This window comes from Pseudoalteromonas sp. DL-6 (genome assembly GCF_004328665.1).
Taxonomy (GTDB): domain Bacteria; phylum Pseudomonadota; class Gammaproteobacteria; order Enterobacterales; family Alteromonadaceae; genus Pseudoalteromonas.
Window position 1 is genome coordinate 2003552 of sequence record NZ_CP019770.1, and the last position, 12595, is coordinate 2016146.

Genomic DNA, 12595 nt, shown 5'->3' on the forward strand with positions numbered 1-12595 from the left:
AGGTTTGAGTGGAAAAGTTACTTGAACAAATAAAAAAAGGCACCGTTTGGGCATTTCCTGGCGGCGTACACCCTCCTCAGCAAAAGTCATTATCTAATAATGCGCCTATTGCGCGCCTTCCTTTGCCCGAAAAACTCGTTCTGCCTTTAAAACAGCATATTGGCGCTAGCGGTAAATTAATTGTAGAAAAAAGCCAGCACGTATTAAAAGGTCAACCATTAACTAAGCCCTCTGCTAACTGGTCGGTACCTGTGCATGCACCTACATCAGGCACTATTATTGATATTACGCCTATGCCATCAGCACACCCTTCTGCTTTGCCTGAATTAAGCATTATTATTGAACCCGATGGCAAAGATACCTGGTGTGAACTATCGCCTTTAGCAAACCCAGCCAATGCATCACACGATGAACTCGTTGATGTTATTCATAATGCGGGTATTTCTGGTATGGGAGGCGCAGGTTTTCCAACCTACGTTAAAGCAGATATTAAGCAGCCGATTGAATTTTTAATCGTGAACGCCGTTGAGTGTGAACCTTACATCACGGCTGACGATACTTTAATGCGCGAACATGCCGCTGAAATAATCAAAGGTATTGAGCTCATGCAACAGCTGCTCAATCCTACCCTGTGTATTATTGGCATTGAAGACAATAAGCCCGAGGCTATCACAGCCATGACAGAAGCGGCGAAGCATAACGAGCACATTTTAGTGCAAACCGTGCCTACTGTTTATCCCTCTGGCGGTGAAAAACAGCTGATTAAACTACTCACTAACCGTGAAGTCCCTAATGGTGGCATTCCTGCTGATATCGGCATTTTAGTACATAACACCGGCACTTTATTTGCGATTCAGCAAGCTGTATACGAAGGCAAACCGTTAATAGAGCGCGTAGTAACAGTAACGGGTAATACTATACATAAGCCCGGTAATGTATGGGCGCTGTTAGGTACTGAGATAAAACACTTACTTGATTGTCAGGGGTTTTCACCCGTACCACAACAGCGCGTCGTTATGGGCGGCCCTATGATGGGCTTTACCTTACCCACGGTTCGTATTGGCGTTGTTAAAACAACAAACTGTATACTTGCACCAGATCATAAAGAATTAGCAGAGCCTGGCCCAGAAAAAGCCTGTATTCGCTGTAGTGCCTGTGCAGATGCGTGCCCCGCGTCATTACTACCACAGCAGTTACAGTGGTTTGCTAAATCAAAAGAATACGACAAACTCCAAGAACATAACTTATTTGATTGTATTGAATGTGGCGCGTGTGCCTATGTTTGCCCAAGTGAAATACCACTCGTTCAGTACTACCGTGTTGCAAAAGTTGAGATTAAAGAGCAAATTGCCGAGAAGATAAAATCTGATCGCGCTAAAGAACGCTTTGATGCACGTAAAGCGCGTTTAGAGCAAGAACAAGCTGAGCGAAAAAATCGCCACAAACGTAAACCTGCAGCTAAATCTACCGAAGAACAGCAAAAAGTAGCCGATGCCCTTGCCCGCGTTAAAGACAAAACCAGCGATGGTGACAATAAATCAGCTGTAGCAGCGGCAATTGCGCGTGCTAAAGCTAAAAAGCAAGGTGGCGAACTTGAGCCAGATAACAGTGAAGTTGCAAAAGAACGCGCAGCCCGTAAAGAGCAAGCTCGCCTTTATAAAGAGCAAAAAGCACAAAGTAATGGTGATGACGAAGCTGTAGATGACAAAAAGTCAGCAGTTGCAGCCGCTATTGCCCGCGCTAAAGCCAAAAAGGCAGCACAAGCTAATGAGCAAACAGCAAGCGATGACGCTGCAAGTGAATCTCCAGCTGCTGCAGATGATAAAAAAGCCGCCGTCGCTGCAGCCATTGCCCGTGCTAAAGCCAAAAAAGCAGCACAAGCTAATGAGGAAACAGCAAGCGATGACACTGCAAGTGAATCTCCAGTTGCTGCAGATGATAAAAAAGCCGCCGTCGCGGCCGCTATTGCCCGTGCTAAAGCTAAAAAGGCAGCACAATCAAATGAGCAAACAGCAACTGATGACACAACAAATGAATCTCCAGTTGCTGCAGATGATAAAAAAGCCGCCGTCGCTGCCGCTATTGCCCGTGCTAAAGCAAAAAAAGCAGCGCAAGCTGATGAATTAGCAAAACAAAGTGAAAACACTGAGCCACAAAGCAACGATGAATCTTCACAAGGTTCACAGCAAACAGCTCAAGAAAAAAAGAAAGCCGCCGTAGCCGCCGCTATTGCTCGTGCTAAAGCTAAAAAGCAACAAAAAGAAGGAAATGATCAGTCATGAAACTAACCATGGCCAGCTCACCCCACAATCATAGTCACAAGTCTGTGACACGGTTAATGTTAACTGTGATTGCGGCTTGTATTCCTGGTGTTATTGCACAAGTTGTATTTTTTGGCACCGGTGTCCTTATCCAATTATTATTAGCGTTAGTGTGTGTAAGCGCGTTTGAAGCAGCCGTTATGTTAATGCGTAAGCGCCCTATTTGGCCTGCATTAAGCGATGGCAGTGCATGGCTTACCGGTGTGTTATTGGCAATAAGTATTCCGCCTTTAGCGCCTTGGTGGATTATTGTTATAGGGTGTTTGTTTGCTATTGTTATTGTTAAACAGTTATATGGTGGCTTAGGATTTAACTTATTTAACCCCGCAATGGCAGCCTACGTGCTTTTATTAGTGTCGTTCCCTGTGCAAATGACTGCTTGGTTACCCGTTACAGAATTACTTAATACGGGCATTACTTTTAGCCAACAACTAAGCCTAATATTTAGTGACTTTACTGCATTAGGATACAGTTTAGATCAGCTTCGAGTCACAATAGACGGCAGTACAATGGCTACCCCACTTGATACCTTAAAAACAGATATTGCTCATGGGCTAACGGTGACAGAGAGCATGCAAAAGCCTATTTTCAATGAATGGGCTGGCCTAGGTTGGGGATGGGTTAACTTAGCCTTTTTACTTGGCGGCCTTTACCTGTTAAAAACAAAAGTAATTAACTGGCATATACCAGTGAGCTTTATTGTAAGCTTAAGCCTATGCGCAGCAATTGGTTATATTGCCTCGCCTGGTACAGAGCCGGGTGTAGTGTTTCACTTATTTAGTGGTGCGACTATGCTGGGGGCCTTTTTTATCGCCACCGATCCTGTATCAGCTGCAACCACTAATCGAGGTCGCCTTATTTATGGTGCAGCAATTGGTTTTATTGTGTATTTAATTCGCACCTTCGGTGGTTTCCCTGATGCAGTTGCATTTGGGGTGTTGCTAATAAACATAGCGGTACCGCTTATCGATTACTATACACAACCAAGAACCTATGGCCATGGAGCAGTAAAATGATTATTTCTTCAATGGTAAAAAATGGCGCAATATTGTGTGGGTTTGCGTTACTAACAACTGGACTCGTTGTCACAATTAATACACTTACCGCTGATAAAATTGCAGAGCAAGAGCAGTTGCAATTAACTAATCAGCTTCAAGAAGTATTGCCGCATTCCAAATACAGCAATGAGCTATCGCAAGATTGTGTAATTATATCTGATCCATTACTAGGGCCATACGATAACCAAGTTATTTATCGTGCCCGAAAAGATAACGAACCTGTGGCATTAGTCATTCGTCATGTCACCCCTAGCGGCTACAGTGGTGATATAAACTTACTCAGTGCAGTATATCGTGATGGTACCATTGCGGGTGTAAGGGTAACCAAACATGAAGAAACGCCAGGTTTAGGTGATAAAGTTGAAGTAAAAAAATCAGACTGGATCACTACATTTAATGCAAAAACAGTAAAAAGCGAAAGCGACGATCGTTGGGCCGTTAAAAAAGACGGCGGCCAGTTTGATCAGTTTACTGGCGCTACAATTACACCTCGTGCCGTTGTAGGCTCAGTCAAAAACGCGGTACTTTATGCACAAGATAACTTTGATGCTCTGTTCACAGCAGCAAACGCATGCCCAGAGGTAACGCCATGAGCGAATTAAAAACCCTTTACAAAGAAGGCTTATGGGGAAATAACCCCGCCTTGGTGCAGTTATTAGGTTTATGCCCTTTACTCGCTGTTACCTCTACAATTACTAATGCGCTAGGTTTAGGCTTAGCAACCTTATTGGTATTAGTGGGCTCTAATATTACCGTATCAATAGTGCGTAACTGGGTACCTAAAGATATTAGAATACCTGTATTTGTGATGATCATTGCCGGTTTTGTAACAATAGTGCAGCTGTTAATGAACGCTTACACTTTTGGCCTCTACCAATCTTTAGGGATTTTCATCCCGTTAATTGTAACCAACTGCGCCATTATTGGCCGTGCAGAAGCGTTTGCCTCAAAAAACCCAGTACATTTATCTGCCTTTGATGGCTTAATGATGGGCTTAGGCTTTATGTTGGTTCTGGTTGTACTTGGCGCTATGCGAGAGCTGATTGGGCAAGGTACATTATTTGATGGTGCCGATTTATTACTCGGGCCTTGGGCTGCTATATTGCGCATTGAAGTATTTAGCTTTGATAGCCAGTTTTTATTGGCCATTTTACCACCGGGCGCATTCTTAGGGCTTGGTCTGCTGATCGCCGCTAAAAACGTAATTGATGCACAAATAAAATCAAAACAAGTCGCACCGCCAGAAGCTGAAAAAGGCCCTCGAGCGCGTGTTACTAGCTTAACTTAAGGGGAAAACGCATTAACTTAATAAAGCTAATGCGTTTTAAGTTACATGAATAAAGAAAAACGTCACCAAATACTTACTCGCTTACGCGACGACAATCCACATCCTGAAACGGAGCTTGAATATTCAAGCCCGTTTGAGTTATTAGTTGCCGTTACGCTTTCAGCACAAGCAACCGATGTTGGGGTAAATAAAGCCACTCGTAAATTATTTCCGGTTGCTAATACACCACAAGCCATTTTAGATATTGGCCACGACACACTGCGTGATTACATAAAAACCATCGGCTTATTTAATTCAAAAGCAGCCAATGTATATAAAATGTGCCAAATATTGGTAGATCAGCATAACGGTGAAGTGCCTGAAAATCGTGAAGCTCTAGAAGCACTCCCTGGCGTTGGCCGTAAAACTGCTAACGTAGTATTAAATACGGCCTTCGGCTGGCCGACAATCGCTGTAGATACGCACATATTCCGTGTATCAAACCGTACCAAGCTTGCTATGGGTAAAGACGTGGTAGCGGTTGAACAAAAACTCGAAAAAGTGATCCCCAAAGAATTTAAAGTCGATGTACATCACTGGCTCATTTTGCATGGTCGCTATACCTGTGTTGCCCGAAAACCTAAATGTGGCAGCTGTATTATTGAAGACTTGTGTGAGTTTAAAGATAAGACTGAAATTTAAGTCACACTAATTAGTATCTAATTTGAACTTACTTTACTGCTGAATTAAAGCTTATCAGGGAGAGTTATAAAACTCCCCCATCTAAAAAATACTATTGAAAAATTTAACTTGGAAGCGCTTTTAACTCAGTGTTGCCCTGATTGAATGGATTCAAGCTTGTACCATAAGTTTGTTTTATCCACTTAGCTTGCTTTTCAACTAATGACGAAATATCAGGGTTTCCAGGTAGTGGATAATCATCTGGTTTATAACGTCCTAAGTTGGGTTGTTTTAATAATAAAAATCTGTGTTGCCAATATCGATAATGATGCCTTTTAGTTAACCCCAACCCTTGCTCATAAATAGTTTCGAAATCTAAACCATCAGCTTTTTGTAAAAATCGAGCATAAAAATAAAGAGCTTGCACATAATAAAACTTAATATGGCTTAAGTCTGGTAATGCTGATTGGTAATACTGAATTATATTCTCATTCAGCTCATTATGTTCTAGCTCAGATGACTGCTCATGCTCGCATGAAAAAGCATACATCAGCTTTTTTAAACCTCGCGTATAAGGGTTAACGCTAACCAACTTATCTATAGCCTCATAGCTCACATAAGTTTCACGCGATTTAAGATAAGTTAACTGCACCCTTTCCATATGCTGATTTTCATATAGATCATCAATTGAATGATTTAGTTGATTTAGATTGATTGCACCATATAAGTAACCTTGTGCCTCGTAGTAACTCGAGTTAGTTGCAACAAGGCCCATTAAGGGTTCAACATTCGTTGCAACTTGCACATTCGATGAAACAGAAGTGACGTACTGATATATATTCAACTTTATGTTATGGGCAACCCTGTCAAGTGCATAACCTTCCATCTCATATAGATTCATTGCAATATTATAAACAATCCTTTCGAGTACTCGACCTCTCTCATACTTTCCTGAAAGAGCCGATAACGACTCAATTGTCATTAAAGATTTTAATTCCTCATAAGCAGCATCAAACTCTCCGTTATAATAGCGCGCTAGAAGCTTTATGAGTTTCCATACCTGCCTTACCTGAAATTCATTACTTTTTGTTATAAGTCCTTCAATATTAATTGCTTCGTAGGCAGCTAAAAATTCAGGACCTAGATTTAACTTAATAATTGAAAAAACACCAATGTGTTCAGCCATCTCAAAGTAATCTTCTACTTCATCTTCACTTCTGATTACATTGCTCTTAGTGCCATAAGTGAGCGCGGCTATCAGATTATTAAAAAGAGATGAGAAAATTAGATTCGACTTTTTATTAGTGTCCCGAAGGTTGTAAATAAACTCCATAACTTGCTGATTATAACCAAATGCTTGTTTAAATAATTCAAGCTTATCTTTTTCTGCCGTATGTTGTTCAAACTGAAAGCGAGCAAAACGTTGAATAACCGACTGCAATGAATAAAACCCACCATAAGCTTCGACTAATGATTTATTTGTAAGTACGGCAATATCTTTATCACTCATCGGCTTTTTCAATTTATTTGCCTCTTCGTTTCTACCCCCTTTTTTGCTTTCTATTATTATGCGTTTAAACGTATCGAGATCTATTCCGTCAGGAAATAACGAGAAGGATTCAAATGTGCGTTTCTGATGTTCCTCCAATGAACCGTAAGAATAAAGAATAGAAACATAAAGAGACTCTTGTCGATTAATATTCAAATCAACTTCATCGTCAAACATTAAAGTTAAGTCTTCTTCTTTAACCTTATCAAAAAAGTCGTCTTCTAACTCTTGCTTTAACTCTTTTAAGCTTTTACCAGCAGGCATACCATCACAAATTAACTTAATGGCTAACGGGTTATTATTTAGTAGTGGTTCTAGAATTTTTCTGCGCGCAAACTCTTGATCTTTATCACTGCAATAACCGTTTTTAGTTAGGCGATTAAATAATGCTAACGCTTCTTCAGACTCCATTTGCCGAAATGGCAACACATCTTCCCATTCTGCATTAATACTTTCTCTGGAAGTAACCAACACATTTGCGTACATTAGGGTTTGCGATAACAATAACCTAACTTGTTCTACTTCTTGCTTGTTTTGACTTTTATTCGCTTGTTTTAAATACAATAAACTTTCTAAGTTATCAAAAATCAGTAAACGCTCTCGCTGATCATAATGTTTTGCTAAGTGGCCAAATAAATCATCAGCGGCACGTAAGTTAAAGGCACTGCCGATGTGTATTTCAAGCTGATTGCTACTTGAGATATGTTCACAATCAATAAAATTCACACCTGCATCAAAATGCCCGCGATTCGCTAATTCCAATGCCACTTTTTTTGCTATTGTTGTTTTACCTAAGCCACCACTGCCTTTAATTGTTAATAACCTTTGTTTGTTGGCTGCTTTAGCAAGCTTTTGGCTGATATCCGCTAAATCAGATAAACGCCCTGTAAAGCCTTGCAATTCACTTGTATTAATACCTTTAGGTAGTAATGGTTGATCCTTATGCCAATGCTGACGGTTTTCTGGTTTCAGAGATTCTAATAACTCACCGCTAATATGCACCGATTGAATATCACTTTTATCAATGAAGTGTTTAACATCCGGCCTTTTAAATAATTGATGCGCTAATTTATCAAGAGGTTTAAGATCTTTGCCTTGTTGATTTAACAGAGGAAAAACCAGTAATGGAAACTTAACTTGTTCTAGTTCTTGCTTATTCAATAGTTTATCTGTGATCAACACTGTTATTTTAGCATTAATTGGTAAGCTACTTTCTAGTTCATCAATTGCTAAGTAATCACTACAAGCGTTGTCGTCTTCAATCAACAACCCACTACTCGTTGTTTTGGCTAATAAAAATAAAATGGAATAATCATCAGCCTCCATTAAGTTACTTTCAGTAAAAGCTTGTTGATGAATTGGATATTTAAATTTTTTGAGCTTTGCAACAATATCTGAATCATTTATTGGTTTATCTAAAGGTGATGCTGTGAATAAACTAATTTTATCGTATGGTAGCGGACAAGCTTCATAGTTCTCGGATGACTTTTCGACTATTTGCTCAACTAACTGCTGATCTTTTATAATTTTACATTCAGCTAATTGATGTACAGCATCAATTAATGGCTGACCAAACTCGCTAAAAGGTATAGTTTTGACATGGCAACCTGTTAACTTAGCGTCAATTACTTGCTTGTCACTTTCTCTCACCAACGCATAATGTGGTCCGGTATTCCCATCGAACAATTCATTTTGCTTTACTATCTCAGCGAGTAATTCCGCATCATCTAATGAACAGCCAATAAATAAAATAACTTTATTACTTATCAACTCTCTAAACTTCATAAGTGCTGATTCATAATGCTCCTCAGCATCATCTTGATATAAACGGTGGTAGGATTGAGGAGTAAGAATCATATGGTGCGGAGCTTCTATTTTACCGTGCAAGTGCCATAGCATTTCTTGTTTAGTCGGTCTTGCAAACGCTGCGAGCTGCTCAGAATTGGAGTTATCAAAAACACATAAGTTGGCAGACTCTTCATGAGCCCACTCAAGAACCTTATCGTAATTTAAAGTAACAACCCTATTACTTAATCGCCAAATTGCTTTTGGTAACTCTTTAGACTTATGGTCTAATTCACTGAAATTAATAGAAAATTGAGACTTAAGAAATTCAAACCACTGACGGCCCGGTAGATTTGATTGAACAACTCGGGCCGCCTCTTGATACATACCGGTATCTACTTGCAAATTTACCATCTGAGAATGTTTTACCAAATTCTCATCTTCTAATTTACTAGCGGCATTTTTGAGTAATTCGGGCCATGATGGAAAAGCCCTATTTCCTTTGTTAGTTTGGACTGACATGGAAACACCTGCACCAATTAAAGGAATCACCTCATTATTAGTTATGAGTGTTTTTAAAGAAGAAGGTAGTTTTATTTCAGTCATTAAGAAAATTCCATTTAACTATTATATAAGCACTATCTTACTTTAAAGACACTAAAATCAATAGATTAATTAAGACTCTTTTCAAAAGTGAATAAATAATGTCATTTAAAAATGAACATAGACACATATATATCTCATGCCTCCATCCATACTGAACTCGCTATGTAGAAATATAGCTGAGGAAGAAAAAAGCTTGAAAAAATAGTGCCTGTTGAATTTATAGTAGACGTGCATCATTGATTTATTCTTCACCGGCGCTTTACCTTTGTTGCCCGAAAACCTAAGTGTGGCAGCTGTATTATCGAAGGCTTGTGTGAGTTTAAAGATAAAACTGAGTAACTATATGGCGAGTGTTCTTCTATCAAAACGTGCTATTTCTTAATGTGGGTGACTAATTTTGGCACCTTGCACTTTCTTATACTGCAAATTAATTAAATAAACGCTTATATCTGCACCCGTACTAAAAGCAGTTATAGGCACATTTTCAAAGTATTAATTTCACAAGTCTTAATTCATTAGTTATGCTACTGAGCATAATAAAATTATAGTGCGACCCTCTATGTTACCCTTACTTCGTATATTACTGATTGAGCAAGACCCTAACACCTTAAACGAGCTTTCGACGAATCTGTCAAAAGTTATCCCTAATTTTGAGCGAAACGATATTCATATCGATATTATTGAACGTCTTGAACTTAAAGAAGCGCTTGAGTGTGTAGAAGAAGATGGCGATATTCAAGCTGTTGTACTTAGTTGGGATGTGCAAAATAAAGTAGGTGAGAAAATGTATAGCCGCTTTATCGAGCAACTAAAGAGGATCCGCCTTGAGTTACCTGTGTATGTTATTGGAGACGACACAGAGGGGCTAGAAATCGTTAATGAGTCGGAGGAGATTGAGTCATTCTTCTTTAAAGATGAAGTAATCTCAGACCCTGAAGCAATTTTAGGTTATATGATCAACGACTTTGATGATCGCTCAGAAACGCCTTTTTGGACAGCGTACCGCCGTTATGTTGGCGAGTCGAACGATTCATGGCACACACCTGGGCACAGCGGTGGTTCAAGCTTTAGAAATTCTCCCTATATTAAAGATTTTTATCAGTTTTATGGCCGTAATGTGTTTGTGGGTGACTTGTCGGTGTCAGTCGATTCGTTAGGATCATTATCAGATAGCACCAATACCATTGGACGTGCCCAAGAGTCAGCTGCTGCTACGTTTGAGGTGAAGCACACTTACTTCGTCACTAATGGGTCATCCACTTCAAATAAAATCATCTTGCAGACACTGCTTCGCAAAGGCGATAAAGTGATTATTGACCGTAATTGCCATAAATCTGTGCACTATGGCATTTTGCAATCAGCCAGTTTACCCATTTATTTGTCGAGTATTTTAAACCCTAAATATGGGATTTTTGCGCCACCGTCATTGGCTGATATCAAACAAACAATTGAGCAGAACAGCGATGCGAAATTGCTGGTACTAACAGGCTGTACTTACGATGGCCTACTGAGTGACCTTAAACAGGTAGTCGAGTTTGCTCATCAACATGGTATTAAGGTGTTTATCGACGAAGCGTGGTTTGCTTACTCGCTGTTTCATCCAAGCTTACGTTACTATTCCGCCATTCATGCTGGCGCTGATTATGTAACTCATTCAGCGCATAAAGTGGTATCGGCGTTTTCTCAGGCATCGTATATCCATGTAAACGATCCTGATTTTGATGCTGACTTCTTTCGCGAGATTTACAGTATTTATGCCAGTACATCGCCGAAATATCAGCTTATCGCTTCTCTTGATGTGTGCCAAAAACAATTGGAGATGGAAGGCTATAAGTTACTCAATGCCTTGTTAAATCATGTAGACGAATTTAAGCAACAGATGGCATCACTAAAGCAGATTAAAGTGCTTGGTAAACAAGAGTTTATGGAAATATTCCCGCACTTTAGTGGTGATAACATGGGCCACGACCCGCTAAAAATTCTTATCGACATTAGCGAATTACCCTATTCATTAAAAGATATTCATAAGTATCTGCTGGATGAAATTGGCTTAGAAATAGAAAAATACACCCACAGTACTATTTTGGTGTTACTGACTCTTGGCGGCACGCGCTCGAAGATCATTCGCTTATACAATGCGTTGAAAAAACTCGATAGTGGCAAGGTAAAACTAGCCACATCGACACGACGTTCTCGCTTACCGGAGAATTTACCAGCTATAGACTTAGCCTGTATTCCAAGCGAAGCTTTTTATGGCGAGCGCGAATCGGTACCTATTAGCAAAAGTAACAACCGCATTTGCGCCGGTTTAGTTACGCCCTACCCGCCAGGCATTCCGCTTTTGGTTCCGGGGCAACATATTACACAAGAGCATATAGACTATCTGAAGGAGCTTGCAGGACAAGGGTTAACGATTCAGGGCAGTTTTGATGGCGAAATATATGTTCTTAAAGGTAAAGTTGAGAAGTAAAAATATCGCGTAATACAGTTTTATGATTAGGAATTGCTTATAATCGTACTTTACAGATTTCAAAGAATAAATTGAGGTAAATTTAAATGCGTTTACTACATACTATGTTACGGGTTGCTGATCTAGATAAATCAATTGCCTTTTACACTAATGCGCTAGGTATGAAAGAGTTACGTCGTGCTGATAATGAAGAGTATCGCTATACCCTTGCCTTCGTCGGCTACGGTGATGAAACTGATACAACAGTACTTGAACTGACCTATAACTGGGATACTGACAGCTACGATTTAGGTAATGCCTATGGCCATATAGCGATTGAATTTGATGATATTTATAAGGCCTGTGAGGATATCAAAGCAGCTGGCGGTAACGTTAGTCGTGAACCAGGTCCAGTAAAAGGTGGCAAAACGGAAATTGCATTTGTTAAAGACCCTGATGGATATGCAATTGAACTTATTCAGAAAAAATCATAAATAATCACGGGTAGTATTTTACCCATAAAAAAAGGTGCCTTGAGCACCTTTATCGTAATTGACTATCTTTACTGCCACGGCGATTAAACGCGTTAGCATTACTTGGTAGCCCTTCTAATTCCGCTTGGCATGAAATACAGTAGCGCACGCCTGGTAATGCTAACCTTCTTGCTTGTGGTATTCTCTCGTCACACTCATCACAAAGCTCAGCGCTCGCTCCTGAAATTAGGTTACTTCTTGCGTATTGCACTGCATCATTAACACTTGCATCTATTTGATCTTGAATTGCGCCATCTCGCGCCCATCCACTTGCCATAAATCCTCCTCATTTTTTGGAAGTTTTATGTAGATTAACAAGTAGAATATTTATAAGCCCTGAATAAAA

9 protein-coding genes and 1 pseudogene are annotated in these 12595 nt (G+C 39.8%); 8 read left to right on the forward strand and 2 right to left on the reverse strand.

The window, feature by feature from the left end:
• Positions 1-8 precede the first annotated feature (8 nt).
• The 5 genes from rsxC to nth are packed head-to-tail and all read left to right on the forward strand — an operon-like array spanning position 9 to position 5348.
• Positions 9-2282 (forward strand): electron transport complex subunit RsxC, encoded by a 2274-nt coding sequence (rsxC, locus tag B1F84_RS09245; RefSeq protein ID WP_131691250.1) that lies wholly within the window; start codon positions 9-11, stop codon positions 2280-2282.
• On the forward strand, positions 2279-3337 hold the full coding sequence (rsxD, locus tag B1F84_RS09250) for an electron transport complex subunit RsxD (RefSeq protein WP_131691251.1): 1059 nt from the start codon (positions 2279-2281) through the stop codon (positions 3335-3337). The genes rsxC and rsxD overlap by 4 nt, the downstream gene beginning before the upstream one ends.
• Positions 3334-3972, forward strand: coding sequence for an electron transport complex subunit RsxG (rsxG, locus tag B1F84_RS09255; RefSeq protein ID WP_131691252.1), 639 nt, complete (start codon positions 3334-3336; stop codon positions 3970-3972). Before rsxD ends, rsxG begins: the two co-directional genes overlap by 4 nt.
• A complete protein-coding gene (locus B1F84_RS09260; RefSeq protein ID WP_008115234.1) occupies positions 3969-4667 on the forward strand; it encodes an electron transport complex subunit E in 699 nt (232 codons plus the stop codon). The genes rsxG and B1F84_RS09260 overlap by 4 nt, the downstream gene beginning before the upstream one ends.
• A gap of 45 nt (positions 4668-4712) precedes the next feature.
• Positions 4713-5348, forward strand: coding sequence for an endonuclease III (gene nth, locus B1F84_RS09265; protein ID WP_131691253.1), 636 nt, complete (start codon positions 4713-4715; stop codon positions 5346-5348).
• A gap of 103 nt (positions 5349-5451) precedes the next feature.
• Here nth and B1F84_RS09270 read toward each other — a convergent pair whose 3' ends face one another.
• Complete coding sequence (locus B1F84_RS09270) at positions 5452-9267, reverse strand: SIR2 family protein (protein WP_131691254.1); 3816 nt, start codon at positions 9265-9267, stop codon at positions 5452-5454.
• A gap of 117 nt (positions 9268-9384) precedes the next feature.
• Between B1F84_RS09270 and B1F84_RS18015 the strand changes: the two are divergent.
• The 3 genes and pseudogenes from B1F84_RS18015 to gloA all read left to right on the forward strand — a co-directional run.
• Positions 9385-9606 (forward strand): annotated as a pseudogene (locus tag B1F84_RS18015) (endonuclease III); the annotation flags it as partial.
• Positions 9607-9826: 220 nt separating this feature from the next.
• Entirely contained in the window at positions 9827-11737 is a 1911-nt protein-coding gene (locus B1F84_RS09280) for an aminotransferase class V-fold PLP-dependent enzyme (RefSeq protein ID WP_131691255.1), read from the forward strand.
• A gap of 86 nt (positions 11738-11823) precedes the next feature.
• Positions 11824-12210 carry a lactoylglutathione lyase gene (gene gloA / locus B1F84_RS09285; protein WP_131691256.1) on the forward strand — a complete coding sequence of 129 codons (387 nt, stop codon included), beginning with the start codon at positions 11824-11826 and terminating at the stop codon, positions 12208-12210.
• Between the two features lie 49 nt (positions 12211-12259).
• Here the strand turns inward: gloA and B1F84_RS09290 are convergent, their stop codons facing one another.
• On the reverse strand, positions 12260-12526 hold the full coding sequence (locus B1F84_RS09290; protein ID WP_055013360.1) for a DksA/TraR family C4-type zinc finger protein: 267 nt from the start codon (positions 12524-12526) through the stop codon (positions 12260-12262).
• Between the last annotated feature and the right edge of the window lie 69 nt (positions 12527-12595).